This window comes from Corynebacterium massiliense DSM 45435, from assembly GCF_028609805.1.
Lineage (GTDB): Bacteria > Actinomycetota > Actinomycetes > Mycobacteriales > Mycobacteriaceae > Corynebacterium > Corynebacterium massiliense.
Genome location: NZ_CP063189.1, coordinates 1,808,515 through 1,833,987, shown reverse-complemented (window position 1 = coordinate 1,833,987; position 25,473 = coordinate 1,808,515). Strand labels below are relative to the sequence as shown.

The window sequence follows — 25,473 nt, the reverse complement described above, 5'->3', positions numbered from 1 at the left end:
TTAGGTTCAGGTTCATGACTCTCACGAACCCGACCGCCAGCTCCGCGACCAGCTCCGCCGCCAAATCCGCGACCGACTCCGCCAGCCACACCCCCGATACGCCTCTCCTCGAGGTGTTCGCCGGGTTGCTTGCCGATGGTCTCAGCCTCCTCCATGCGTGCCGCGGCCACACCCGCGACGAGCTGATACACCTCGGCATACCAGATACCACCGCCCGGGATTTAGCCAAACTCGCAGATACCTATTTTGGCCAAACTGCCTATACCCGCCTACGGGATCAAACCCTTACGGCCATCGCGGAAAACCAGCACAGCCTTGTCACCCTGTTGGCGGTAGAAAAGCTCACCAACCAACTCAAACACTCCCGCGACAAATGGAAACTACGCCACCACGCCACCAACCACCCCGGCCCCACCAGCGCCGTATGTACAGCCGCCAGAGCCTACTGCCGAGGTCTGAAAGACCCACCCCAACCACCACAACCCGGCCTAGACATCATCCGGCGTAAATCAGGTGATACCTGGACACTGAAACTACACGCCACCAGCGACCAAGTCGCCGAAATGGCCCAACACATCACCACCCCAGAAGACCTCATCGGGCTGATCCGCCACCACGAACACACCACCGCCACCGCCACAACCAACCCCACCGACGCGCACACGTCATCGAATGAGCCACACGCCGCCGGGGCCAATAGCTCGGGTGACAATCAGCAATACTCCACCAACTCAAGCCCTGCAGCCGCACATCCTGACAACGGGCACACGGCCGGCGACTACCCCGCCCCGGAGGTGACAACCCAACACGTTATCTGCACCGACTGCGGCGCCACCACGGAAGCTACCCAGGTTGTCGCGGGATTGCGCACCAACGTAATCATCACCCTCGACCAGTTCACCGACATCCTCAACGACAACGGCGACGACGTCTTGCTCAAGATGACCAACAGCGCAACCATCACCGGCACCGAGCTGGTCACCCGCATGCTTGCCGATATCGGGCTGGTCACCCTCGTCCACCCCGTGGAAGGACCGATCAACCTGTACCGGCTAAGCAGGTTCGCCAACGACAAGCAACGCCTGATGGCGATGGCCGAAAACCCCACCTGCCCATGGGACGGATGCCACCACCCAGCAGACACCGCCCAAATACACCACCTAAAAGCGTGGAAGAACGGTGGCAACACCAACCCGAAAAACCTGACCGTTGCCTGCCCCTACCACAACGGCGTCAACGACGACGACCCGTCAAAACCCCGCCGCGGGCGGCTAGAACGCGTCAACGGCAAAGTCCGCCGCATCCCACCCTGGGCCACCACCTACCACACCACCACCAACCAACCCACCTAAACAACCGCGCCCGGCTAAACGGCAACACCGCCTAGATGGTCACGCTTGACCGAGCTGCATCCGGCAGGGCGAAACCACGCAAAACAGAACGCGCAAAGAGCCAGTTAACAACGGTCCCAAAGGGGGGGCGGCTGGTTAGCAACGGCCCCAACGGAAGAGCGGCTGGTTAGCAGCGGGCCGGACGGTTATGCGCCGACAAGGAGGGGTGGCCACCAGAGCGGGGAAACACAGCGAGACGGGTGGGGGAGAGCCGTTACTGCCCCGGCATAAACCCGGTCGCGCAAAAGTTAGCGCAGGCCGGGGCTACAGGCATGCCCTTTTACGCCCTAGACCAGCCGATTTGTGTGACAATTGTCGGTACCTGTAAAGTACTCATTCGTGCCGAACGGCACACATAACAATTAAAAATGGCCCTGTGGCGCAGTTGGTTAGCGCGCCGCCCTGTCACGGCGGAGGTCGCGGGTTCAAGTCCCGTCAGGGTCGCCGAGGCTACGGCCTCTCGGCCAGATAGCTCAGTTGGTAGAGCACACGCCTGAAAAGTGTGGGGTCGCCAGTTCGATCCTGGCTCTGGCCACACTCAGCCCCTCCCAAACCGGGAGGGGCTTTTGTGGTACATACGGGCGTATGGCCAACGAAGTCTCACTAAACAACGACTACCCGCGCTACGAAATCCGAGTTGGCGGCGAACTCGCCGGATTCGCCGACTTCATCGAGCGCGATGGCGTGCGCACCTTCAACCACACCGAAGTCTTCCCCGAATTTCAGGGCCAAGGCCTCTCGGGCGAGCTCATCCAATACGCCCTCGACGACACGCACGACGAAGGCAAGCAGGTTGTCCCGCAGTGTTCAGCGGTAGCGCACTTTATGGACAAGCACTCCGGCTACAAGAAGCTTCTCGCGCAGTAGCTCGAGGTGCACCTCAAAACGAAAAAGCCCCTCTCGGCTTACGCACCGAAAGGGGAGAGAAGCGGCTTAGGCTAAATAACGTAAAAGTCCGGGTCGACCAGCTTGACGCGCTCGCTGCCCTTGCGCGGACGGTTCTTCGCCGGAATACCAATAGAAATGTGCTCCGGCGGCACGTCCTTGGTTACCACAGCATTCGCGCCCACAGCCGAGTCGTGGCCAATCGTGATAGGGCCCAGCACCTTCGCGCCCGCACCGATGGTCACGTTGTCCTCCACGGTCGGGTGGCGCTTGGTCTGGGTGAGCACCTGCCCGCCGAGGGTGACTCCGTGGTAGAGCATTACGCCATCGCCAATCTCAGCGGTCTCGCCGATGACAATGCCCATGCCGTGGTCGATAAAGAAACGCCGTCCGATCGTCGCGCCCGGGTGAATCTCAATACCCGTAAAGAACCGGTTAATCTGCGCCAGAATCCGCGCCGGCCCCTTCGCTCCGCGCTTCCACATCCAGTGGCACACGCGGTGGCACCAGATGGCATGAAGGCCGGAGTACACGACGGCATTTTCGGCATCGCTACGCGCGGCGGGGTCGTGGTCCCTGGCGTTGGCCAAGTCTTCCCGAATCATTTTGAGGAGCTCCATAGACGGCATCCTACAGTGAGGTCGGTCATAAAAAAGCGCCTGCCCGTCCGGCGCGGGGACTGAGCAGGCGCTTTTCGATGGAAATTAGTCCTCGCGAATGTCCTGGTACAGGATGGTGGACACGTAGCGCTCGCCGAAGTCGCAGACGAACGTCACGATGGTCTTGCCCTCGTTTTCCGGGCGGGATGCCAGCTCGAGCGCGGCCTTGATGTTCGCGCCGGTGGAAATGCCGCCGAGGATGGCGTCTTCGGTGGCCAGCTTGCGGGAGTAGGCCACGGCGTCTTCGTTGGAGACGGTGATGGTCTCATCGAGAAGCGCACGGTCCAGGATCTCCGGCACGAAGTTCGCGCCCAGGCCCTGGATCTTGTGCGGGCCGGCCTGGCCCTTGGACAGCAGCGGGGACGCGGCCGGCTCAACGGCCACGGCCTTCAGGTCCGGGTTCTTTTCCTTCAGGAACTTGCCTGCACCGGAGATGGTGCCGCCGGTGCCTACGCCGGCGACGAGGATGTCGACGTTGCCGTCGGTGTCGTCCCAGATCTCCGGGCCGGTGGTCTTGTAGTGGATCTGGCGGTTGGCCTCGTTGGCGAACTGGCGGGCGAGGATGGCGCCGTCGTTTTTCTCAATAATCTCGTTCGCCTTGTCCACGGCACCCTGCATGCCGTCAGCGCCCGGGGTGAGGACGATTTCCGCACCGTAGGCGCGCAGCAGCACGCGGCGCTCGTTCGACATGGTCTCCGGCATGGTCAGCACGACCTTGTAGCCGCGCGCCGCGCCAACGAGCGCCAGGGCGATGCCGGTATTGCCGGAGGTGGCCTCGACGATGGTGCCGCCGGGCTTGAGCTCGCCGGATTCCTCGGCGGCATCGATAATCGCCTTGCCGATGCGGTCCTTCACCGAGTTTGCCGGGTTGAAGGACTCGACCTTCACCAGCACGTCGGCCTTCAGGCCCTCGGTCAGCTTGTTGAGCTTCACCAGCGGGGTGCCGCCGATGGTGTCCAAAATGTTGTTGTACAGCTTGCCCATTGGGGTGACAGCCTCCTTTAACGGATTCGTTTTCGTCCCCGCTCGGTGCCAAGCCCGGTCCGGGGAAATACAGCCCTTACCTTACACCGAAAAAGCAGACTCACCAGTCCACCCCAACTAGACAGACCTGTACAGTGGGGTAATTGGTTGTTTTACCCCCAAGCGGTTTAGAATTACCCCCGGACGTCAGCGAAAAGCTGGCACTAGCATTGATTTTCGCCCGTTAGCGCGGGTGTATTTGGGCGGCGTTTTACCCGCCCTGGACGAGGAGAGGGTCATGGATTCGCACCGCATCAAAAGTGATGACGAAGCTGTCCGCGCAGCACTTTCTTCGCTCAAGACGGCCACGGGGATTCCGGTCACGATGTACGGGAACCTGTTGGCGGACAACCGCCTGCAGATTACGCAGTGGGTTGGCTTGCGCACTCCCGCGCTGCAGAACCTCACGGTGCCCGTCGGCTCGGGTGTGGGCGGCCGCGTCGTCAGCACTCGCCGCGCGGTCGGCGTGTCCGACTACACCCGCGCGAACGCGATTAGTCATGAGCATGACAAGGCCATCAAGGACGAGGGGCTGCATTCGCTCGTGGCCGTGCCGGTGATGGTGCAGCGCGAGATCCGCGGCGTGCTCTACGTCGGCGTGCACTCGCCGGTGCGCCTGGGTGACAAGGTCATCGAGGAGGTCACCACCACCGCCCGCTGCCTGGAACAGGATCTGGCGGTCAACGCCGCGCTGCGCCGCACCGACGGCGGGGGACAGGCTGCGTCCCGTGGCGGGCACGTGATGAACGGCGCCGAGTGGGAGCAGGTGCGCTCGACGCACTCCAAGCTCCGCATGCTGGCCAACCGCGTCGATGACGAGTCGTTGCGCGGCGAGCTGGAAGCTCTGTGTGACCAGATGGTCTCGCCGGTGCGTGTGAAGCAGCCGACCAAGCTGTCTGCCCGCGAGCTCGACGTCTTGTCGTGCGTCGCGCTCGGCCACACGAACGTGGAGGCCGCCGAGGAGATGGGCATCGGCGCGGAGACCGTAAAGTCTTATCTGCGCTCGGTGATGCGCAAACTGGGTGCTCACACCCGCTACGAAGCGGTCAACGCCGCCCGCCGCATCGGTGCGCTGCCCTAAACAATTCCCCCTAACCCGACTCCGCGAGCGGAGCGCAAAGACCGTAAACTGGTCGCCGTGAAGGACCAATTTATCGTCTCGGGAGGCGCCCGCCTTGAGGGCTCTGTCAAGGTCGACGGCGCGAAGAACAGTGTTTTGAAGCTGATGGCCGCCGCGCTGCTGGCGGAGGGCACGACAACGCTGACCAACTGCCCGGAGATTCTCGATGTTCCCCTGATGAAAAAGGTCCTCGAAGGCCTGGGGTGCACCGTCTCCATCACCGGCGACACCGTGGTGATCGATGCGCCGGATAAGCCCAGTAGCTACGCGGACTTCGACGCCGTGCGCCAGTTCCGCGCGTCGGTGTGCGTGCTCGGCCCGCTGACCGCGCGCTGTGGTCACGCGAAGGTGGCTCTGCCGGGTGGCGATGCCATTGGTTCTCGGCCGCTGGACATGCATCAATCGGGGCTGGAGAAGCTCGGGGCATCGACACGCATTGAACACGGTGCTGTGGTTGCGCAGGCCGATCGCCTCACGGGAGCTTCTATCAAGCTCGATTTCCCGTCGGTGGGGGCGACGGAGAATATCCTCACCGCCGCCGTGCTTGCCGATGGAACCACTGTCCTCGACAACGCCGCCCGTGAGCCGGAGATTGTCGACCTGTGTGACATGCTCTGCGAGATGGGCGCACAGATTGAAGGCGCGGGCACGTCCACGCTGACCATCCACGGCGTGGACAAGTTACACCCGACCAACCACGAAGTTGTCGGTGATCGGATCGTCGCGGGCACGTGGGCGTATGCCGCCGCGATGACCCGCGGCGACATCACCGTCGGCGGGATTGCGCCGCGTCACCTGCACCTGCCGTTGTCCAAGCTGAAGTCCGCGGGTGCCGATGTCGAGACCTACGACCAGGGCTTCCGCGTGCGGATGGAGGGGCGACCGGCGGCGGTGCATTACCAGACGCTCCCGTTCCCCGGTTTCCCGACGGACCTACAGCCCATGGCTATCGGCCTGTCCGCGGTGGCGGAGGGTACGACCGTTATCACGGAGAACGTCTTCGAGTCGCGCTTCCGCTTCGTCGACGAGATGCTGCGCCTGGGAGCGGATGCCCAGGTCGATGGCCACCACGTGGTCATCCACGGGATCGAGCAGTTGTCGTCGACGGATGTGTGGAGCTCTGACATCCGCGCCGGTGCTGGTCTCGTGCTCGCCGCACTGTGTGCGGATGAAAAGACCACGGTCCACGACATTTTCCATATTGACCGCGGGTACCCAGATTTCGTGCACAACCTCAATCGCTTGGGCGCGAACGTGGAGCGTGTGTCTGGCATCTAGCGCGGGTGTCGCAGAAATTTTGAGCCGTCGTGGGTGTGTGTGCCTTCGGCGGTTTTTGTTGTTGTGGTGGTGGGTTGGTTTTGTGGGTTTGTGCTGGGGATTTGTGTTGTGTTGTTGGGGTGTGTAACTTAGTTCGAGTCGCCGCGAGGTAGCCGAGAGGTTAACGGGCGGTGACGGTGAAATAATTTTGAGATGAAGTGGTTTGCTTCCGGTTGTTGTTGGTGGTAAGCTTCTTCGGGCTTGCATTTCGCTCGGATGGTTTGTTCGGGTGGGTGTGGGTTGTGATGTGTGAGAACTCAATAGTGTGCCAATGTTTGTTTTGGCCAGCCCCTGGTTTTTCCTCGTTGATTGTGGGGGTTGGTTTGTTTGGTAATTTTTTTGCTGGGTGTCAGGCTCTTTTGGGCTTTGATGTCTCACAATTTTTTGTGGAGAGTTTGATCCTGGCTCAGGACGAACGCTGGCGGCGTGCTTAACACATGCAAGTCGAACGGAAAGGCTCCAGCTTGCTGGAGTACTCGAGTGGCGAACGGGTGAGTAACACGTGGGTGATCTGCCCTGCACTTCGGGATAAGCCTGGGAAACTGGGTCTAATACCGGATAGGACCGCACTTTGGTGTGTGTGGTGGAAAGGTTTTTTCTGGTGTGGGATGAGCTCGCGGCCTATCAGTTTGTTGGTGGGGTAATGGCCTACCAAGACGGCGACGGGTAGCCGGCCTGAGAGGGTGGACGGTCACATTGGGACTGAGATACGGCCCAGACTCCTACGGGAGGCAGCAGTGGGGAATATTGCACAATGGGGGAAACCCTGATGCAGCGACGCCGCGTGGGGGATGAAGGCCTTCGGGTTGTAAACTCCTTTCGCTAGGGACGAAGCTTTTTGTGACGGTACCTGGAGAAGAAGCACCGGCTAACTACGTGCCAGCAGCCGCGGTAATACGTAGGGTGCGAGCGTTGTCCGGAATTACTGGGCGTAAAGGGCTCGTAGGTGGTGTGTCGCGTCGTCTGTGAAATTCCGGGGCTTAACTCCGGGCGTGCAGGCGATACGGGCATGCTTGAGTGCTGTAGGGGTAGCTGGAATGCCTGGTGTAGCGGTGAAATGCGCAGATATCAGGCAGAACGCCGATGGCGAAGGCAGGTTACTGGGCAGTTACTGACGCTGAGGAGCGAAAGCATGGGTAGCGAACAGGATTAGATACCCTGGTAGTCCATGCCGTAAACGGTGGGCGCTAGGTGTGAGGCCCTTCCACGGGTTTCGTGCCGTAGCTAACGTGTTAAGCGCCCCGCCTGGGGAGTACGGCCGCAAGGCTAAAACTCAAAGGAATTGACGGGGGCCCGCACAAGCGGCGGAGCATGTGGATTAATTCGATGCAACGCGAAGAACCTTACCTGGGCTTGACATGCACCAGACAGGCGTAGAGATACGTTTTCCCTTTGTGGTTGGTGTACAGGTGGTGCATGGTTGTCGTCAGCTCGTGTCGTGAGATGTTGGGTTAAGTCCCGCAACGAGCGCAACCCTTGTCTTATGTTGCCAGCATTTGGTTGGGGACTCATGAGAGACTGCCGGGGTTAACTCGGAGGAAGGTGGGGATGACGTCAAATCATCATGCCCCTTATGTCCAGGGCTTCACACATGCTACAATGGTCGGTACAACGCGTGGCGATACTGTGAGGTGGAGCTAATCGCTTGAAAGCCGGTCGTAGTTCGGATTGGGGTCTGCAACTCGACCCCATGAAGTCGGAGTCGCTAGTAATCGCAGATCAGCAATGCTGCGGTGAATACGTTCCCGGGCCTTGTACACACCGCCCGTCACGTCATGAAAGTTGGTAACACCCGAAGCCGGTGGCCCAAACTTGTTAGGGAGCCGTCGAAGGTGGGATCGGCGATTGGGACGAAGTCGTAACAAGGTAGCCGTACCGGAAGGTGCGGCTGGATCACCTCCTTTCTAAGGAGCTTTATTTTTGTGGTCTGCAGTTGCAGGCTGTGTTGGTGGTTTGTGGATCCGGTTGTGGTTCCGCCACCTTTTGTGGACGCCTGCATCACGCCGTGAATGAGTGTGTGGTTGTGGGTGCGTGGCCAGCCTGGTCAGGCCAATGGGCTGTGGTTGGTAATGAGGACACGGTTAATTTTTTTCTTTTGGCAAATGTTGGTGCATTGTTGGGTGTCTGGGGCATCATGTCCCTTTATTGTGTGCCCATTCTGGTGGTGCCGCCACGTTGTTTGTGTGTGGTGGTTGCTTCTGGGGTGGGGTGGTGTGTGAGAACTGTATAGTGGACGCGAGCATCTGAATACGTGCAACATGCTGCATGTGACTGGTCATACGTGTGTGTGGCTGGTTGTGTGTGGGTGTGTTGTTTGTGTGTGTGATGTGATTATTTTTTGTGTGTTGTTGGGTCATCTTGGTGTGTTGTCGTTGAGGCGCATGGTGGATGCCTTGGCATGCTGAGCCGATGAAGGACGTGCTAGGCCGCGATAGGCCTCGGGGAGTTGTCAAAGGAGCGTTGATCCGAGGGTGTCCGAATGGGGAAACCTACTGCCTGTTATTGGGTGGTACCAGCTCGTGAATGTATAGCGGGTGTGGGGGTTACGCGGGGAAGTGAAACATCTCAGTACCCGTAGGAGAAGGAAATAATATTTTATGATTCTGCTAGTAGCGGCGAGCGAACGTGGATGTGGCTAAACCGTGTGTGTGTGATACGTGGCAGTGGTTGCGCATGCGGTGTTGTTGGGATTGATGTGTCTGGGTCTGCCAGCCTGGAGCATGGCTGCGACAGTTAGGTGAACTGGCCTGGGATGGTCGACCGGAGCAGGTGAGAGTCCTGTAGCTGAAGGCTGTGTGTGGTTGTGTTGTGTCTTTTCCCGAGTAGCAACGGGCTCGTGGAATCTGTTGTGAATCTGCCGGGACCACCCGGTAAGCCGAAATACTCAGTGTGACCGATAGTGGATAGTACCGTGAGGGAATGGTGAAAAGTACCCCGGGAGGGGAGTGAAATAGTTCCTGAAACTGTGTGCTGACAATCCGTCAGAGCACCTTTGTGTGTGTGATGGCGTGCCTTTTGAAGAATGAGCCTGCGAGTTTGCGGCATGTCGCGAGGTTAACCCGTGTGTGGGGTAGCCGTAGGGAAACCGAATCCTAATGGGGTGTTTTTAGTGGTGTGTCCAAGACCCGAAGCGGGGTGATCTACCCATGGCCAGTGTGAAGCAATTGTAAGAGGTTGTGGAGGCGCGAACCCACGTAGGTTGAAAACTGCGGGGATGAGTTGTGGGTAGGGGTGAAAGGCTAATCAAACTCCGTGATAGCTGGTTCTCCCCGAAATGCATTTAGGTGCAGCGTCGCACGTTAGGCCTTGTGGAGGTAGAGCTACTGGTTGGTTGAGCGGGACTATCATCTTAGCAACATCAGCCAAACTCCGAATGCCATAAGTGTTGGTGCGGCAGTGAGTCTGTGGGGGATAAGCTCCATGGTCGCGAGGGATACAGCCCAGATCGCCGGTTAAGGCCCCTAAGGGTGTGCTAAGTGGGAAAGGATGTGGGATCGCGAAGACAGCCAGGAGGTTGGCTTAGAAGCAGCCATCCTTGAAAGAGTGCGTAATAGCTCACTGGTCGAGTGGTTCTGCGCCGATAATGTAGTGGGGCTCAAGCACACCGCCGAAGCCGCGGCAAGCAACTTTTTGTTGTTTGGGTAGGGGAGCGTCGTGCATGTGGTGAAGCCATACTGTAAGGAGTGGTGGAATGTGTGCGAGTGAGAATGCAGGCATGAGTAACGAATTGTAAGGTGAGAATCCTTACCGCCGGATGACTAAGGGTTCCTGGGTCAAGTTCGTCTTCCCAGGGTGAGTCGGGACCTAAGGCGAGGCCGACAGGCGTAGTCGATGGATAACCAGTTGATATTCTGGTACCCGTAAACACGCGCCCCTGGTAAAGCAGTGATACTAACCACCAAACACATACTGACTTTCGCTGCACCTTTCGGGGTGTGGTTGTTGGTGTGTGTGCGGTGGGGCCTTATCTGTGGTCCACGTGATGGGGTGACGCATCAGGGCAGCCACGCCGCTTAGTGGATTGTTGGTGTAAGCGCATCGAGCGTGCAGGCTAGGCAAATCCGGTCTGTGTTATGCGTGAGGCGTGATGCATAGACCCTTTTTTGGGTTGAATGTGGTGTGCTTGTGGTGTCGAGAAAAGCCTCTAGCGATGTGTGTTTATGGCCCGTACCCGAAACCGACACAGGTAGTCAGGTTGAGCATACTAAGGCGTTCGGGTGAACTGTGGTTAAGGAATTCGGCAAAATGCCCCCGTAACTTCGGGAGATGGGGGGCCCACCTGGTGGTGGGTCGCAGAGAATAGAGGGGTCCGACTGTTTATCAAAAACACAGGTCTATGCGAAGACGGTAAGTTGATGTATATGGACTGACGCCTGCCCGGTGCTGGAAGGTTACGAGGACCTGTTAGACCCTTGTGGGTCGAAGCGGAGAATTTAAGCCCCAGTAAACGGCGGTGGTAACTATAACCATCCTAAGGTAGCGAAATTCCTTGTCGGGTAAGTTCCGACCTGCACGAATGGCGTAACGAGACCTCTGCTGTCTCAACCACAGGCCCGGTGAAATTGCATTACGAGTGAAGATGCTCGTTACGCGCGGCAGGACGAAAAGACCCCGGGACCTTCACTATAGCTTGGTATTGCCAGTCGGTTCGGTTTGTGTAGGATAGGTGGGAGACTATGAAGCTATCACGCTAGTGGTGGTGGAGTCGTTGGTGAAATACCACTCTGGCCGGATTGGCTGTCTAACCTTGGCCCATGATCTGGGTTGGGGACAGTGCCTGGTGGGTAGTTTAACTGGGGCGGTTGCCTCCTAAATGGTAACGGAGGCGCCCAAAGGTTCCCTCAGCCTGGTTGGCAATCAGGTGTTGAGTGTAAGTGCACAAGGGAGCTTGACTGTGAGACAGACATGTCGAGCAGGGACGAAAGTCGGGACTAGTGATCCGGCACCTACTTGTGGATGTGGTGTCGCTCATCGGATAAAAGGTACCCCGGGGATAACAGGCTGATCTTCCCCAAGAGTTCATATCGACGGGATGGTTTGGCACCTCGATGTCGGCTCGTCGCATCCTGGGGCTGGAGTAGGTCCCAAGGGTTGGGCTGTTCGCCCATTAAAGCGGCACGCGAGCTGGGTTCAGAACGTCGTGAGACAGTTCGGTCTCTATCCGCCGCGCGCGTGGAAACTTGAAGAAATCTGTCCCTAGTACGAGAGGACCGGGACGGACGTACCTCTAGTGTGCCAGTTATCCCGCCAGGGGTATGGCTGGTTGGCTACGTACGGGAAGGATAACCGCTGAAAGCATCTAAGCGGGAAGCCTGTTCTAAGATGAGGTTTCATACTTGAGGCGCCCTATAGACTATGGGGTTGATAGGCCAGATCTGGACGCGTGGTAACACGTGAAGGTGACTGGTACTAATCCGCCGAACAAACACAACTAAAACAAAAAAGACCCACACAACACAGTCGGGTCACAATCACACCATTTTGGTTTCGCGTCCACTATGCAGTATCTGACACACCACCCAAAGGTGTGCACACAAACAAAATAATGACATGGACAAGCCCTTATAGGTTTGTCGGTGGTGATAGTGGCAGGGCAACGCCCGGTACCCATTCCGAACCCGGAAGCTAAGCCTGCCCACGCTGATGGTACTGCACCCGCCAGGGTGTGGGAGAGTAAGTAACCGCCGACACCACACAACACAACAACTCAATACAACCCGGAGGGGGAGAAACACCAACCAACCACACGGCTGGTTCGTGTTTCTCCCCCTTCTTTTTCTATGTATTCAACCCCTGAACGGGACACTGTATGGCCGCTGCAAAACTCTACTGACGGTGCGTATACGTCCAATACGGGTGGGAACACACAATCCACCCCCGCATAGCTTTCTTGTGTTGTGTGCCGGTTCCGGGTGGGGTGCACGAAACGAGTACACAAGCACCCAAACCAGGCGGATAACCGGCCCTTGAGGACACACAACGTGCACCCGGGTCGTTACTGCCCAATGTGGGGAGACCAGCAACCTACCCAGGCGCCGCCCTTCAACCGCGGGGTACGCCTCGGTGCCTGAAAATGGATCCCAACCACCCCCACAACACGGGGTGGACACCCTAACGATCCAAAAACAGGCAGCGGGTGTCACAAAAGCAGTAGCAACCGAACCGCCATGGGTGCGGAACGCCGGGCAACACCCGTCCCGCTGGCACCTCCTTTACCCGCCTGCCGTACCCTGTACTCCGTAGCTATCCCGCGTGAAATTCAACACCCACCGCGGGAAAAATGACGCTTTAGATTACGGAAGGGAACGAATGACGAATCCGTCCGCTCCGGTCGCCGCCGCGCGCGCCGTTGAGCTGTACAAGCAGTACGGGGAGGGGAGCACCCGTGTGGTCGCCCTGGACCACATCTCCATCGAGTTCGCCCGTAACGAGTTCACCGCCATCATGGGCCCATCAGGTTCCGGTAAGTCGACTCTGATGCACTGCATGGCCGGTCTCGATAGTGCGACCTCGGGATCCGCGTTCATCGGCAATACGGATATGTCGCGCCTGTCCGACCGCGACATCACCAACCTGCGGCGCGACCGTCTCGGCTTCATCTTCCAGTCGTTCAACCTGGTACCGACCCTGACTGCCGCCGAGAACATCACTCTTCCCAGCGACATCGCGGGCAAGAAGGTGGACCAGGGCTGGTTCGACGAGGTCACGACCCGCCTCGGCCTGACCGAGCGCCTGAGCCATCGCCCCGCGGAGCTTTCCGGCGGCCAGCAGCAGCGCGTGGCATGTGCCCGCGCGCTTGTGTCCCGCCCGGAAATCATCTTCGGCGACGAGCCGACCGGCAACCTGGACTCCAATTCGTCCCACGAAGTCCTGCAGATTCTCCGCACTGCGGTGGATCAGGATAACCAGACGGTGGTCATCGTCACGCATGATGCGAAGGCCGCAAGCTTCGCGGACCGGGTCGTCTTCCTCGCCGACGGCCGCTTAGTCCATGAGATGCGGCAGCCGACCATGGAACGAATCCACGACGTGATGGCGGAGATTGAACAGTAATGGCACGTTCTAACACCATGCGCAAGGTGTCAATGCGCAACGTGTTGGCACACAAAACGCGCCTGGCCCTCACCCTGCTGGCCGTGGTGCTGGGCACCGCGTTCATCGCGGGCTCCTTCATGTTCACCAACTCGCTGTCCAACACCTTCGATTCGGCAGTGACCAACGCCTTCTCGGGCGTGGACGCCGCCGTCTCGCCGGCGGAGGGACAGCCGGGCGTGTCCAAGGAGACGCGCGAGGCCATCGAGAACGACGACAAGGTCGGCGGCGTCAACGTCAACTCGCAGCAGACCGTCGTCCTGGCCAACGAGGACGCGGAAGCCTACCAGACCCAGGGCGGCAGCGCGTCCATCTCGCCCTTCTACCAGGGAGATCAGAAGGTAGGCGAGCCGGACGAAATCACCGACGGCGAAGCCCCACACGAGGCGAACCAAGTAGTCCTCAACGAGGACGCGGCCGAAAAATTCGACATCCACATCGGCGACAAGGTGCTCGTGGTCCACCCGGATTCCCGCGAGACCGCGACGGTGACCGGCACGTTCAAGTCGGCGCTGGACCAGGCGGAGGCCCCCGGGACCATCCGCCTGGGCATGGATCCGGACAAGTACCTCGAGCGGTACCACCCGGACGGGATGACCGAATCGCTTGCCGTCGCCGCCGCCGAGGGGGAGGACCCGCAGGCGCTGGTCGACCACCTCAATGACACGTACGACGTCAAGGCGGAAACGGGCGAGAAAATCGCCGACGACATGTCGGAGACGATCACCAGTGCGCTGAAGTTCGTCAATTACTTCTTCGTCGCGTTCGGCCTCATCGCCCTGCTGGTGGGCACGTTTATCATCGCCAACACTTTCTCGATGATCGTCGCCCAGCGCACCAAGGAGTTCGCGCTGCTGCGCGCGCTCGGTGCGTCGCGTAACCAGATCATCCGTTCAGTGATCGGCGAGTCCATCATCGTCGGCATCATCGGCTCCCTGGTCGGTGTCCTCGCCGGCGTGGGGCTGGTCGCGGCCATCAAGGCCATCATGCGCGGCCAAGGCATGCCCATGGATAACGGCCTCGGCCTGAGCCCAACTGCGGTGTTGGTGCCGGTCTTGCTGGGCACCGTCGTAACGGTGGTGTCGGCGCTGGCGCCGTCTCTGCGTGCCGGTGCCGTGGAGCCCGTCGAGGCCATGCGCAGCACCGAGACCGCGTCGGCCACGTCGCTGAAGGGCCGGACCATCGCCGGCGTCATCCTTTTGGTGCTCGGCGTGGGCATTGGCCTCGCGGGGGCTTTGCTTGACGATGCCTCCACGACCAACCGCGCCATCTGCATCGGCGTGGGCGCGCTGCTCATCATCGTCGGCTATTTCCTCGCCGGCCCGGCGTTTACCATCCCCGTCGTCCCGGCATTGGGCCGTGCGGTGGGTGCCCCGTTCGGCGCCGTCGGGCGCCTGGCGGCGACCAACTCGCGCCGCAACCCGCGCCGCACCGCGGCGACGGCCTTCGCGCTGACGCTGGGTATCACGCTGGTGACGACCATCGGTATGCTCGGCGCCACGATGAAGTCCTCGGTGCAGGACACGATGGACCGTAACGTCGCCGCGGACTTCATTTTGACCGGGCCGCGCAGCGGTAACTTCCCGACCCCGGCGGACACCGCGGAGAAGGCCCGGGAGGCCGAGGGCGTGGACAAGGTGCTCGCGGTCTCCACCGCGCCCGTGACTGTCGATGGCGCCGGCTCGTACGGCATGGCCTCCATGGTCATGGACGACAACCCAGACGCGTTGGTAGAGCTCGATATGGTCGATGGCTCCGCCGACCTGAAGGGGGAGGGAGGCTTCCTCGCGTCGAAGAAGGTCGCCGACGAACACGGCTGGAAGGTTGGCGAGAGCTACCCGCTCGAGTCGGCGATGCAGATGGCGGGCGCGCAGCCTGGCGGCGCGCAGCCGGATGGTGCACAGCCTGGCGGCGGTCAGCCTGGCGGCGAGGAGAAGACCGTCAAGCTCACCGGTGTTTTCGAAGACAACAACGTCATCCAGAACCTCGTCGTCTCCAAGGACGTGGTAAAAGATGTGGTGCCCGATAAGGCCATCAACTTAACGATGGTCGGCGTGACCGGTAAGGAAGGCGTCAGCGACGACGATCTGCGCGCCAACCTGGAAAAGGCGGTCAAGGACTTGGTCGTCGTGCAGGTCATCTCCGCCGATGAGTTCGCCAGCGACGCCGCCTCGAGCATCGACATGATGCTCAACATCCTCTACGCCCTGTTGGCGCTTGCGGTGATCGTGGCTGTCCTGGGCATCATCAACACGCTCACGCTGGGTGTTATCGAGCGCCGGCAGGAGATTGGCATGCTTCGCGCGGTGGGCACGCAGCGCCGCCAGATCCGCACGATGATCACCCTGGAGGCGATCCAGGTGGCGGTCTTCGGCGCGATTATGGGCATCTTGCTCGGCCTCGCGCTGGGGTGGGCATTTATCCGCGTGCTCAGCTCCGAGGGGCTGGACTCGATGCAGATCCCGTGGACGCTTCTGGCGGTCATGCTCGTCGGGTCGGGCATCGTCGGCATTGTCGCCGCGGTGTGGCCGTCCGGCCGCGCGGCAAAGACCCCGCCGCTGGACGCTATCCAGGATTAAGCCGCTGCGGGCAGGGTCCCGCGGGGTGCTGTTACAGCCCGTAAACGATGCGCTCGGCCCACACCGCGCCGCGCCACGCGGCAATGATGCCGATGGCGAGTGTGGCCAGCGCGTACCACATAAGTTCGCGCCAGCGGCGGGCGCGGATCATTTCACCTAACTCTTTGGCCAGCGTGGACCACGTGGACAAGCCGCCGGCAAAGCCCGTGGCACACAGCGCGTAGAGCAGATCCTGGTGCGCCGGCGCCGACAGGGAAAGAAGTCGGGTCGCAATCCCGATGCAGAACGCGCCGAGAATATTGGCCGCGAAGGTGCCCCAGTGATTGTCGATAACCTTCGATAACCCATAGCGCACCATGCCGCCAGCAAAGGCTCCGACGGCAACCGCGATGGCCGAGTAGACAACAGTCACTGGCGGCCTCCCTCGATACCTCGCGCGTTGCTCGGCTGAGCCCCGCCACGCTGCGCGCCAATAAGCCATCCGCCCACGCAACCCACGACGGTCGCCGCGACGTACGCCGCCGCGCCGGCTGCGGAAAACTCGCCGGTGTACAGGGCGAAGGTGGCGAAGCTGGTGAAACCGCCCAGAACGCCCTTGCCCCAGAATGGGCCGGGGCGAAAAGCGCCCATCGCCACGCTGCCTGCGACGTTGATGAAAAGTAGCAGCATCGCGCCGCCGCCCAGGGCGGCAGTTAAGGCGAAGCGGGCCAGCGCGCCCACAGCAGCGCCGGCGCCGACGAGAAAGCTAGTGCGCATGGTCTACATGGTAGGCATCGCCACGCGGATGCTAACTCCAGTCCATCTTTTGCTGCTGGACGAAGCGGCGGACGTCCTCTGCAGGCTGGGTAAGTTTCGGATCGAACTTCAGGTAGGCCTTGGTCTCGCGGGCGACCAGGCCGGACAGGATGATGAGGCCGATGAGGTTCGGGATGGCCATGAGACCGTTGGCCAAGTCGGAGAAGGACCAGACCACGCCGAGCTCAGTGGCCGAGCCGATGAACAGTGCGACGATGAACACCATTCGGTAGGGCAGCGTTCCGCGCGGGCCGACTAGCGACTCCAGAGCGCGCTCGCCGTAGTAGCTCCAGCCGACGATGGTGGAAAAGGCGAAGAAGATTATCGACAGGGAGACGACCACGCCGCCCCATTCGCCGGGGAGGCCGGTGGAGAAGGCATCGGCAGTCATGGTGCCGGCGCGGTCCTCGCCCTGGTCCCACACGCCCGTGACGATGATGACTAGGCCCGTGATGCTCACCACGACGATGGTGTCGATGAAGGTTTGGGTCATCGACACCAAGCCCTGGCGGGCAGGGTGCGGAGTCTTGGCCGCAGCCGCCGCGATGGCCGCAGAACCCATGCCGGACTCGTTGGAGAAAATACCGCGGGCCACACCCAGCTGGACGGCGAGGATGATGCCGGAGCCCACGAAACCACCGGTCGCGGCGGTGCCGGTGAAAGCGTCGGTAAAAATCGTCGCCAGCGCGCCCGGGATGTTCGCGAGGTTGGCGCACAAGACGGCGATGCCGCCGCCCACGTAGAGCAAGATCATCAGCGGCACGAACGCAGCGGTGATCTTGCCGATCGCCTGGATGCCGCCGAGCAACACCGCGCCGACGAGGATGAACAGCAGGGCGCCGGTGGCGATCGGGGCGATGCCGAAGGTCTCTTCCATGTTGGTTGCCACGGCGTTGGCCTGCGTGAGATTGCCGATGCCGAAGGACGCCACGACCGCGAACACCGCAAACGAAACGCCGAGGACCTTGCCCAGCGGGCCTTTGATGCCGCGACGCAGGTAGTACTGCGGGCCGCCGGCCTGGTCGCCGTGCGCGTCGGTGGTGCGGAAGCGGATGCCGAGGTACGCCTCGGAGTACTTGGAGGCCATGCCCACCAGGCCGGTGACCCAAATCCAGAAGAGCGAGCCGGGGCCGCCGAGCGAGATCGCGGTGGCCACACCGACGATATTGCCCACGCCGACGGTGGCGGCGAGCGCAGTCGTAAGCGCCTGGAAGTTGGAGATATCACCGCCGTCCTTGTCGGAGCTGTCGCCGCTGCCATCGATAAACGCATGCCGCAGCGCGCGGCCCAGCATGCGGAACTGGAGGCCACCGAGGCGGTAGGTCAGCCACAGCCCGGTGAGGAGAAGGAGCGGCATGAGGACGAAGGGTCCCCATACCACTGCGCCGATGGCGTCGAGGACGCGTTGTATATCTTCCATGTGAGATAAACTACAGCAGGCGGACGTGTTCGCGATCACAATCGGGCAAATGGGTTTTGGTAGATGTGTCTACTACCACTCGTGCGCGGGCGGGAAACGCTTAGGTCGCGGGCGGGGCGCGGGGTACGATTCCGTGTGTGACAAAAAATCGCGTTCTCGACGTCATTAGCGCAATTGCACGCTTCTGGATGGGGTACGTGTGGTTGAGCGCTGGCATGTCCAAGCTCAACCACCAGCTCACGGTCTCGCAGAACATCCAGGGCTATCAGATCTTCACCCCGGAGTGGTCGGACTTCCTCGCGCACCTCATCGGCCCCCTCGAGGTGGCCGGCGGCGTGCTGCTCATCCTGGGCATTTTCCTGCGTGGTTCGTCCAAGGTGGCCTTCGCCGTGCTCGTGTTGTTTATGGTGGGCATCTCCCAGGCGTGGATCCGCGGGCTCGACATCGACTGCGGCTGCTTCGGCTCCGAGCCGAGCGACGTGCCGGGGATGGACTACGCCTGGACGCTCGCGCGTGACACGTTCTTCTTGTTCCTCACCGGGTGGACGATCTGGCGCCCATTCCGGAAGTTTGCCGTTTACGTGTAGCTCGCAGCGCCGCGAACGCGATAGTCTGTAGCAGATTTCGCCTCGGCAATAGATTGGAGAATGTGCCCCGTGACTGACACGAATCCTGGCGCAGGGAAGAACGACGCGCCGAAAAATTCCGCGCGGAAGGTGAGCCGCGCCGCGGATCAGGTTTCCGATAAGGGTGCGGTCAAGAAGGAGACCGCCAAGAAGACTGCTCCGAAGAAGGACGCAGCCAAGGCGCGCAGCGTCAGTGACCCGAGCGCGCAGAGCAACCGCGGGTTCCTGTGGGCGCTGCTCGCGCTGCTGCTTATCGTCGCGGCGGTCATCGCCTACATCGTCTGGTCCGGCCGTGGCGCGCAGCTGGACAAAATTGCAGAGCACAAGGAAGAGGTCAGCTTCACCGCTACCGAAAAGGACGACAGCTACGTCGAGCTGAAGTCCGACAAGGCGGCGAAGGACGCCAAGACCGTCGACCTGTACGAGGACTTCTCGTGCCCGCACTGCGCGGACCTGGCTAAGGCAACGGATGACCAGATGAAGGACGCCATCGATAAGGGCGACCTCATTGTGAACGTCCACCACCTCAACTTCCTCGACGGCCAGGACTACGGCACCAACACCGGCCACTCCACCCGCGCGCTGGCGGCCACGCACGTGCTGGCCAAGAACGGCGAGACCGACGCGTGGTGGAGCCTGCGCAAGTACCTGCTGGAAAACCAGGACGACGCCTACTCCTGGGAGGCCAAGGACTTCGCCGAGGCCGCCAAGGCCTTCGGCGCTGACGGCGAGTCCGTCTCCGAAATCAAGGACGGCAACCTCAGCGAGGCGCAGGACGTCGCCGAGAACAACGCCAAGAAGCTGGACGAGCAGACCGGCAACGTGTCCTCGCCGCGAGTGCTTGTCGATGGCAAGGACATGGACATCCAAAACCCCATGGACTGGGTGAAGGAAGCGACGAAGTAACTTCGCGGTTTCCTCTCTAAGGCGGGAAGGCTGACTCCTTGCGCGGGTCGCCTTCCCGCCTCTGCTCTTTTAGGCTTTGAGCAGGCGATTTGGTGAAATCTAGACCGCGATGTAGGTTATTAGAAGTTCACCCCAAGGGGCTATGGCGCAGCTGGTAGCGCACCACACTGGCAGTGTGGGGGTCACGGGTTCGAGTCCCGTTAGCTCCACAAGTTAGCCGCCTGGATGAAAAATCCAGGCGGCTTTTTGCATGTGGTGTTTCCGCATCGCGTGGCGATGCCTAGCCTGGAACCCATGACTTCACACGACGCGGAAACCACTACCTTTACCAAGCGCGTGGGCGACCCGGAAGCGGCCCTGGCGGAAGCGGCCGGCCTGCGGTGGCTGCGAGAGGCGACCGGCGCGGTGGTGCGCGTGGTCGAGGCGACCGAGCAGGCGATCACCACCGAGCGTGTTGAGCCCGCCCAGCCCACGGCGCAGGCCGCCCGCGCGTTCGGTGCCGAACTTGCCCGCATGCACAAGGCCGGGGCAGAGGCCTTCGGCGCCCCGCCAGCCGGTTGGGAGGGGAAGAATTTCATCGGCACCGTCGAGCAGGCGTGCGAGCCGACCGATCACTGGGGTGAGTTCTACGCCCACCAGCGTGTGCTGCCCTTCGCGGAGCGGGCGGGGCTGAAGAAGGCTGAGCTCAACGCGGTCGCAGACGCCTGCGAGGCCATCGCGGCGACTGACTTCGACGTCACGCCGGCCCGCATCCACGGTGATTTGTGGGCGGGCAATGTGCTCTTCGGCTCGCAAGGCGCCGTCATGATCGACCCCGCCGCCCACGGCGGACACCCGCACACCGATCTCGGCATGCTGGCGCTGTTTGGCGCGCCGTACCTCGACGACATCTTCGCCGGCTATGGCGCCCCGGAAGACATCGACACCTGGATCCCCATGCACCAGCTGCACCCGCTCGCGGTGCACGCGATGACGCACGGTCCGGCGTATAACGCCCCGCTGGCGCGGGCGGCGCGGCACACTCTCAAAGTCCTGGGATAAAACGCCCTGCTGCCACACCGCGCCTAGTTGGAAGCACTGTGCGGCCCCGGTGGCATCGTGCGCTTGTGCTCGCCGCGGCGCCACAACTCTTCGATGCGCTCGCGCGCAGCCGGCGGCACGTCGTTTCCTTCCAGGTAGTCGTCGATGTGCTGGTAGCTGACGCCGAGCGCTTCTTCATCGGCAAGCTGCGGGCGGTCGTCCTCTAGGTCGGCGGTGGGGACTTTCTGCCACGTCGAATCCGGTGCGCCGAGGTGGCGCAGCAGCGCCGCGCCCTGCCGCTTGGTCAGCCCCTCCAGCGGAATGAGGTCGGCGGCCCCATCGCCCCATTTGGTGAAAAAGGCGGTCACGTTCTCCGCCGCGTGGTCGGAGCCGACCACCAGCAGGTTCTTCTCTCCGGCGACCGCGTACTGCGCGCACATGCGCAGCCGCGCCTTTAAGTTGCCGCGATTGAAGTCGGTTAGGGAGGTGGTGCCGAGGGCGCTCGCGGTGGCATCGGCAAGCGCGGCGGTGGAGTCCGCGATGTTGATGGTCAGCTCATGGTCGGGCTGGATGAAGTTGAGGGCGACGCGGACATCGTCAAGGTCAGCCTGGACGCCGTGGGGCAGGGACACCGCATAAAACTCGGCGCCGGGGACCTCGTCGCACGCCAGCTGCGCCAGCCGGCCGGCAAGCGTGGAATCCTGGCCGCCGGAAATGCCCAGCACGTACCCGCCGGCGCCGGTCGTGCGCAGGTAATCCGCCAGGAACGCCACCCGGCGTTCCACCTCCGCTTCCGGTTCGATGTGGGCCCGCACGCCCAGGCGCTTGACGATGTTTTCCCGCACTGACCTATCCGTCTCAGACATGGCAGCCATCGTAAATGAGGCGCGACGAGTTTGGTTGTGTGCGCACGGTGCACTAAAGTAAGCGGTCGTGTCCCCGGCTGGTGGTTCGCCACGGCCGGTTGAAGGCAGCCGCGACCGCATCGCGGCGCCGTGTGATGTAGTGAGAATACTGCCCTCAAGCAGAGAAAGGAGCGCCCGATGAAGGTCCGTAAGTCCCTTCGGTCGCTGAAGAAGAAGCCGGGCGCCCAGGTTATCCGCCGCCACGGCAAGGTCTTCGTGATCAACAAGAAGGACCCGCGTTTCAAGGCTCGCCAGGGCTAAGCGCGGCAGTTCCGCATAAGCAGCGTCCCCTCCATCCTCGATTCGCCCGAGGGTGGAGGGGATTTTTCATGCCTACATGCGCCCGGGTGGCCGCCGCAAAGGGGGACCCCGCGGATGTGTGAGGTTGGCCACGTTTTCACATCCGTCCCTGCGGAAACGTGGCGGTAATTTCAGCGATGTTGTTTGCGGCTGCGGCGCGGGGTGAGGGCGGGTGGCTACATGTGGGGCTCGGGCTGGTCCCGTCCTGCGAATATCACGGCTGTAACTACTACATGTTGTGATGTTTGCGGGTTTCAGGCACAAAGTATAGTGTCGTTTCCAGCAAACGCGGCGAGTGAGACGGCGTCCCACTTACCGCGGTTCGGGGCCCTGGATACGGCAAGGATCCGCGGCCTCGGACTGGAGAAAAATGTCAGCCGTAACCGTTTTAGTGCAGCCGTAAGGAAACAGCCTGTATGTCTATCACCCTCTACACCAAGCCCGCCTGCGTGCAGTGCAACGCCACCAAGAAGGCCCTCGACCGAGCAGGGCTGGACTACGACACCGTGGACATCTCGGCCAACGATGAGGCCCGCGATTACGTCATGGCGCTTGGCTACGTGCAGGCCCCGGTCGTAGAGGCCAACGGCGAACACTGGTCCGGTTTCCGCCCAGACCGCATCAAGGCGCTGGCCAGCCTGCAGGCGACCGCGTAACCAGCGGGGTAGAAAGGGCGAATCGACGTGCTGGTCGTGTACTTTTCCTCAGCCACCGGAAACACCAAGCGTTTCGTGGACAAGCTGGGCCTTCCCAGCAAGCGTATTCCCCTGCGACGCAACGACGAGCCGCTGGTTGTCGATGAGCCCTACTGCCTCATCTGCCCGACCTACGGGGGAGGGGCGTCCATCAACCACCAAAACAGCCGCCCCGTGCCGCCGCAGGTGATCCGCTTCCTCAACAACGAGCACAACCGGGGGCTCATCCGGTGCGTGGTCTCGGGAGGAAACAGCAACTTCGGTCCGGACTTCGGCAAAGCGGGAGACGTCATCTCCCAGAAATGCCACGTGCCGTACGTCTACCGCTTCGAGCTGCTGGGCAACGACGAGGACGTCGATGTCTGCCGCGGCGGCCTTATCCACAACGCTGAGCAGCTCGGCCTGCGGCCGCTGGATTCCGCAGCGTAAGCCTAGTTTTCGGGCAGGTGTCTGACCTGCCTTATATGCTGTTTTCTGCCCGCTTAGAATTGTCTGTCTACAACTTCACATCTGTCTTTAACACCCCACTTTCACGCTTTGAACGAAAGGTCGAGTGCCGTCGTGAGTACGCAACTAGGCAAGAACGTCGCTGAACCTGTCAACCCCGAAGAGCAGCTCGACTACCACGCGCTCAACGCGATGCTGAACCTGTACGACGAAAACGGGCAGGTCCAGTTCGAAAAGGACCGCGAGGCGGCGAACCAGTTCTTCCTCCAGCACGTCAATCAGAACACCGTCTACTTCCACGACCTGGAAGAAAAGATCGGCTACCTGCTGGACAACAAGTACTACGAGCGGGAAGTGCTCGATCGGTACGACTTCTCCTTCGTGAAGGACCTGTTCAAGCGCGCCTACAGCTACAAGTTCCGCTTCAAGTCCTTCCTGGGCGCGTACAAGTACTACACCAGCTACACGCTGAAGACTTTCGATGGCCGCCGCTACCTCGAGCGCTTCGAGGACCGCGTGTCCATGACGGCACTGTTCCTCGCACACGGCGATACCGGCTTGGCGGAGCAGATTGTCGATGAGATCATGACCGGCCGCTTCCAGCCGGCGACGCCGACCTTCCTCAACGCCGGCAAGGCCCAGCGCGGCGAGCTCGTCTCCTGCTTCCTGCTGCGCATCGAGGACAACATGGAGTCCATCGGCCGCTCGATCAACTCCGCGTTGCAGCTGTCCAAGCGCGGCGGCGGCGTGGCGCTTTTGCTGTCCAACATCCGCGAAGAGGGCGCGCCGATTAAGCACATCCAGAACCAGTCCTCGGGCGTGATCCCGGTGATGAAGCTTCTGGAGGACTCCTTCTCCTACGCCAACCAGTTGGGCGCCCGCCAGGGCGCTGGCGCGGTCTACCTCAACGCCCACCACCCGGATATCCTGCGCTTTTTGGATACCAAGCGCGAAAACGCCGACGAGAAGATCCGCATTAAGACCCTCTCGCTCGGCGTGGTGATTCCGGACATTACCTTCGAGCTGGCTAAGCGCAACGAGGACATGTACCTGTTCTCGCCGTACGACGTCGAGCGCGTTTACGGCAAGGCCTTCGGCGACATCTCGGTCTCGGAGCACTACGAGGAGATGGTGGAGGATCCCCGGATCCGGAAAAAGAAGATCGGCGCCCGCCAGTTCTTCCAGACGCTGGCTGAGCTGCAGTTCGAGTCCGGCTACCCGTACATCATGTTCGAGGACACGGTGAACCGTGCCAACCCGGTGAAGACCGGGCGCATCAACATGTCGAACCTGTGCTCGGAGATCCTCCAGGTCAACAACGAGTCGCTGTTCAACGCGGATCTGACCTACGAGCAGATCGGCAACGACATCTCCTGCAACCTGGGCTCGCTCAATATCGCGATGACCATGGATTCGCCGGACTTCGCCCAGACCGTGGAAACCGCGATCCGCAGCCTGACCGCCGTGTCCGATCAGACCTCCATCGATTCGGTCCCGTCGGTGCGCCAGGGCAACGACCAGTCCCACGCCATTGGCCTGGGCCAGATGAACCTGCACGGCTACCTGGGCCGCGAGCACATTGAGTACGGCTCGGAAGAGGCGCTGGATTTCACCAACGCCTACTTCGCGGCGGTGATGTACGCCGCGCTGCGGGCATCCAACAAGATTGCGCGCGAGCGCGGCGAGTACTTCCGCGAGTTCCCGGAGTCCGACTACGCCACCGGCGAGTTCTTTGATTCCTACGACCCGGCAGAGTTCGAGCCGAAGACCGACCGGGTCAAGGAGCTGTTCGCGAACTCGAGCATCCACACCCCGACTGCCGATGACTGGGCGCAGCTCAAGGAAGACGTCCGCCAGCACGGTCTGTACAACCGCAACCTGCAGGCCGTTCCGCCGACGGGTTCGATTTCCTACATCAACAACTCCACCTCGTCGATCCACCCGATCGCCTCCAAGATCGAGATCCGGAAGGAAGGCAAGATCGGCCGCGTCTACTACCCGGCGCCGCACATGGACAACGAGAACCTGGACTACTTCAAGGACGCCTACGAGGTCGGCGCGGAAAAGATCATCGACACGTACGCCGCTGCCACCCGGTACGTGGATCAGGGCCTGTCTCTCACCTTGTTCTTCAAGGACACCGCCACGACTCGCGATATCAACCGCGCCCAGATCTACGCGTGGCGCAAGGGCATCAAGACCCTCTACTACATCCGCCTGCGCCAGCTGGCGCTCAGCGGCACCGAGGTCGAGGGCTGCGTGTCCTGCATGCTCTAACGGGGGCGGGGCGTGC

At 61.3% G+C, this 25,473-nt stretch carries 19 protein-coding genes, 3 tRNA genes and 3 rRNA genes; 19 read left to right on the top strand and 6 right to left on the bottom strand.

What is annotated here, in order from left to right; translation table 11 throughout:
• The first annotated feature begins 14 nt into the window (after positions 1 to 14).
• The 4 genes from CMASS_RS08570 to CMASS_RS08555 all read left to right on the top strand — a co-directional run bounded on the left by CMASS_RS08570 (position 15) and on the right by CMASS_RS08555 (position 2,258).
• Positions 15 to 1,352, top strand: a complete 1,338-nt coding sequence (locus tag CMASS_RS08570) for an HNH endonuclease signature motif containing protein (protein ID WP_273665897.1) — start codon at positions 15 to 17, stop codon at positions 1,350 to 1,352.
• 409 nt (positions 1,353 to 1,761) lie between these two features.
• Positions 1,762 to 1,835 (top strand) — tRNA-Asp (locus CMASS_RS08565).
• Between the two features lie 18 nt (positions 1,836 to 1,853).
• A tRNA-Phe gene (locus CMASS_RS08560) sits at positions 1,854 to 1,926 on the top strand.
• Between the two features lie 50 nt (positions 1,927 to 1,976).
• Positions 1,977 to 2,258 carry a GNAT family N-acetyltransferase gene (locus CMASS_RS08555; RefSeq protein WP_022863865.1) on the top strand — a complete coding sequence of 94 codons (282 nt, stop codon included), beginning with the start codon at positions 1,977 to 1,979 and terminating at the stop codon, positions 2,256 to 2,258.
• Between the two features lie 71 nt (positions 2,259 to 2,329).
• On the opposite strand, the gene epsC is transcribed toward CMASS_RS08555, so the two are convergent.
• Together epsC and cysK are read right to left on the bottom strand one after the other, a co-directional pair.
• Positions 2,330 to 2,896 carry a serine O-acetyltransferase EpsC gene (epsC, locus tag CMASS_RS08550; RefSeq protein ID WP_022863864.1) on the bottom strand — a complete coding sequence of 189 codons (567 nt, stop codon included), beginning with the start codon at positions 2,894 to 2,896 and terminating at the stop codon, positions 2,330 to 2,332.
• 84 nt (positions 2,897 to 2,980) lie between these two features.
• Complete coding sequence (gene cysK, locus CMASS_RS08545) at positions 2,981 to 3,919, bottom strand: cysteine synthase A (protein WP_022863863.1); 939 nt, start codon at positions 3,917 to 3,919, stop codon at positions 2,981 to 2,983.
• A 277-nt stretch (positions 3,920 to 4,196) separates the two neighbouring features.
• On the opposite strand from cysK, the gene ramA reads away from it, so the two are divergent.
• From ramA to CMASS_RS08510, 7 genes are all read left to right on the top strand, one after another.
• Complete coding sequence (ramA, locus tag CMASS_RS08540) at positions 4,197 to 5,039, top strand: acetate metabolism transcriptional regulator RamA (RefSeq protein WP_022863862.1); 843 nt, start codon at positions 4,197 to 4,199, stop codon at positions 5,037 to 5,039.
• Positions 5,040 to 5,096: 57 nt separating this feature from the next.
• Positions 5,097 to 6,356, top strand: coding sequence for a UDP-N-acetylglucosamine 1-carboxyvinyltransferase (gene murA / locus CMASS_RS08535; protein ID WP_022863861.1), 1,260 nt, complete (start codon positions 5,097 to 5,099; stop codon positions 6,354 to 6,356).
• A 422-nt stretch (positions 6,357 to 6,778) separates the two neighbouring features.
• Positions 6,779 to 8,299, top strand: a 16S ribosomal RNA gene (locus CMASS_RS08530).
• 456 nt (positions 8,300 to 8,755) lie between these two features.
• Positions 8,756 to 11,829: ribosomal RNA gene (locus tag CMASS_RS08525) — 23S ribosomal RNA — on the top strand.
• 138 nt (positions 11,830 to 11,967) lie between these two features.
• A 5S ribosomal RNA gene (rrf, locus tag CMASS_RS08520) occupies positions 11,968 to 12,085 on the top strand.
• The 16S, 23S and 5S rRNA genes sit together here, the layout of an rRNA operon.
• A gap of 619 nt (positions 12,086 to 12,704) precedes the next feature.
• Complete coding sequence (locus CMASS_RS08515) at positions 12,705 to 13,448, top strand: ABC transporter ATP-binding protein (protein WP_022863785.1); 744 nt, start codon at positions 12,705 to 12,707, stop codon at positions 13,446 to 13,448.
• Positions 13,448 to 16,066, top strand: a complete 2,619-nt coding sequence (locus CMASS_RS08510) for an ABC transporter permease (protein ID WP_022863786.1) — start codon at positions 13,448 to 13,450, stop codon at positions 16,064 to 16,066. The genes CMASS_RS08515 and CMASS_RS08510 overlap by 1 nt, the downstream gene beginning before the upstream one ends.
• Before the next feature lie 31 nt (positions 16,067 to 16,097).
• Here the strand turns inward: CMASS_RS08510 and CMASS_RS08505 are convergent, their stop codons facing one another.
• From CMASS_RS08505 to CMASS_RS08495, 3 genes are read right to left on the bottom strand one after another with little or no spacing between them, the layout of a single operon-like run.
• Positions 16,098 to 16,478, bottom strand: a complete 381-nt coding sequence (locus CMASS_RS08505) for a fluoride efflux transporter FluC (RefSeq protein WP_022863787.1) — start codon at positions 16,476 to 16,478, stop codon at positions 16,098 to 16,100.
• Positions 16,475 to 16,822, bottom strand: a complete 348-nt coding sequence (locus CMASS_RS08500) for a fluoride efflux transporter family protein (RefSeq protein ID WP_022863788.1) — start codon at positions 16,820 to 16,822, stop codon at positions 16,475 to 16,477. Before CMASS_RS08500 ends, CMASS_RS08505 begins: the two co-directional genes overlap by 4 nt.
• Positions 16,823 to 16,853: 31 nt before the next feature.
• Positions 16,854 to 18,281, bottom strand: a complete 1,428-nt coding sequence (locus CMASS_RS08495) for an alanine/glycine:cation symporter family protein (RefSeq protein ID WP_022863789.1) — start codon at positions 18,279 to 18,281, stop codon at positions 16,854 to 16,856.
• A gap of 137 nt (positions 18,282 to 18,418) precedes the next feature.
• On the opposite strand from CMASS_RS08495, the gene CMASS_RS08490 reads away from it, so the two are divergent.
• From CMASS_RS08490 to CMASS_RS08475, 4 genes are all read left to right on the top strand, one after another.
• Entirely contained in the window at positions 18,419 to 18,868 is a 450-nt protein-coding gene (locus tag CMASS_RS08490) for a DoxX family protein (RefSeq protein ID WP_022863790.1), read from the top strand.
• A 69-nt stretch (positions 18,869 to 18,937) separates the two neighbouring features.
• Positions 18,938 to 19,813 carry a DsbA family protein gene (locus CMASS_RS08485; protein ID WP_022863791.1) on the top strand — a complete coding sequence of 292 codons (876 nt, stop codon included), beginning with the start codon at positions 18,938 to 18,940 and terminating at the stop codon, positions 19,811 to 19,813.
• Between the two features lie 136 nt (positions 19,814 to 19,949).
• Positions 19,950 to 20,022, top strand: a tRNA-Ala gene (locus tag CMASS_RS08480).
• 85 nt (positions 20,023 to 20,107) lie between these two features.
• On the top strand, positions 20,108 to 20,854 hold the full coding sequence (locus CMASS_RS08475; protein ID WP_022863792.1) for a fructosamine kinase family protein: 747 nt from the start codon (positions 20,108 to 20,110) through the stop codon (positions 20,852 to 20,854).
• A gap of 23 nt (positions 20,855 to 20,877) precedes the next feature.
• On the opposite strand, the gene nadE is transcribed toward CMASS_RS08475, so the two are convergent.
• Positions 20,878 to 21,708 (bottom strand): ammonia-dependent NAD(+) synthetase, encoded by an 831-nt coding sequence (nadE, locus tag CMASS_RS08470; protein WP_027018835.1) that lies wholly within the window; start codon positions 21,706 to 21,708, stop codon positions 20,878 to 20,880.
• Positions 21,709 to 21,876: 168 nt separating this feature from the next.
• Between nadE and ykgO the strand changes: the two genes are divergently transcribed.
• The 4 genes from ykgO (at position 21,877) to nrdE (ending at position 25,457) form a co-directional block, all read left to right on the top strand.
• Entirely contained in the window at positions 21,877 to 21,999 is a 123-nt protein-coding gene (ykgO, locus tag CMASS_RS08465; RefSeq protein ID WP_003847162.1) for a type B 50S ribosomal protein L36, read from the top strand.
• Positions 22,000 to 22,454: 455 nt separating this feature from the next.
• Entirely contained in the window at positions 22,455 to 22,694 is a 240-nt protein-coding gene (gene nrdH, locus CMASS_RS08460; RefSeq protein ID WP_022863794.1) for a glutaredoxin-like protein NrdH, read from the top strand.
• A 27-nt stretch (positions 22,695 to 22,721) separates the two neighbouring features.
• A complete protein-coding gene (gene nrdI / locus CMASS_RS08455; RefSeq protein ID WP_022863795.1) occupies positions 22,722 to 23,162 on the top strand; it encodes a class Ib ribonucleoside-diphosphate reductase assembly flavoprotein NrdI in 441 nt (146 codons plus the stop codon).
• A gap of 132 nt (positions 23,163 to 23,294) precedes the next feature.
• A complete protein-coding gene (gene nrdE, locus CMASS_RS08450) occupies positions 23,295 to 25,457 on the top strand; it encodes a class 1b ribonucleoside-diphosphate reductase subunit alpha (RefSeq protein ID WP_022863796.1) in 2,163 nt (720 codons plus the stop codon).
• Positions 25,458 to 25,473: the final 16 nt, after the last annotated feature.

Coding starts and splice junctions, on each gene's coding strand:
- CMASS_RS08570 (WP_273665897.1), top strand. CDS start 15: ATGACTCTCACGAACCCGACCGCCAGCTCCGCGACCAGCTCCGCCGCC.
- CMASS_RS08555 (WP_022863865.1), top strand. CDS start 1,977: ATGGCCAACGAAGTCTCACTAAACAACGACTACCCGCGCTACGAAATC.
- epsC (WP_022863864.1), bottom strand. CDS start 2,896: ATGGAGCTCCTCAAAATGATTCGGGAAGACTTGGCCAACGCCAGGGAC.
- cysK (WP_022863863.1), bottom strand. CDS start 3,919: ATGGGCAAGCTGTACAACAACATTTTGGACACCATCGGCGGCACCCCG.
- ramA (WP_022863862.1), top strand. CDS start 4,197: ATGGATTCGCACCGCATCAAAAGTGATGACGAAGCTGTCCGCGCAGCA.
- CMASS_RS08515 (WP_022863785.1), top strand. CDS start 12,705: ATGACGAATCCGTCCGCTCCGGTCGCCGCCGCGCGCGCCGTTGAGCTG.
- CMASS_RS08510 (WP_022863786.1), top strand. CDS start 13,448: ATGGCACGTTCTAACACCATGCGCAAGGTGTCAATGCGCAACGTGTTG.
- CMASS_RS08500 (WP_022863788.1), bottom strand. CDS start 16,822: ATGCGCACTAGCTTTCTCGTCGGCGCCGGCGCTGCTGTGGGCGCGCTG.
- CMASS_RS08495 (WP_022863789.1), bottom strand. CDS start 18,281: ATGGAAGATATACAACGCGTCCTCGACGCCATCGGCGCAGTGGTATGG.
- CMASS_RS08475 (WP_022863792.1), top strand. CDS start 20,108: ATGACTTCACACGACGCGGAAACCACTACCTTTACCAAGCGCGTGGGC.
- nadE (WP_027018835.1), bottom strand. CDS start 21,708: ATGGCTGCCATGTCTGAGACGGATAGGTCAGTGCGGGAAAACATCGTC.
- ykgO (WP_003847162.1), top strand. CDS start 21,877: ATGAAGGTCCGTAAGTCCCTTCGGTCGCTGAAGAAGAAGCCGGGCGCC.
- nrdH (WP_022863794.1), top strand. CDS start 22,455: ATGTCTATCACCCTCTACACCAAGCCCGCCTGCGTGCAGTGCAACGCC.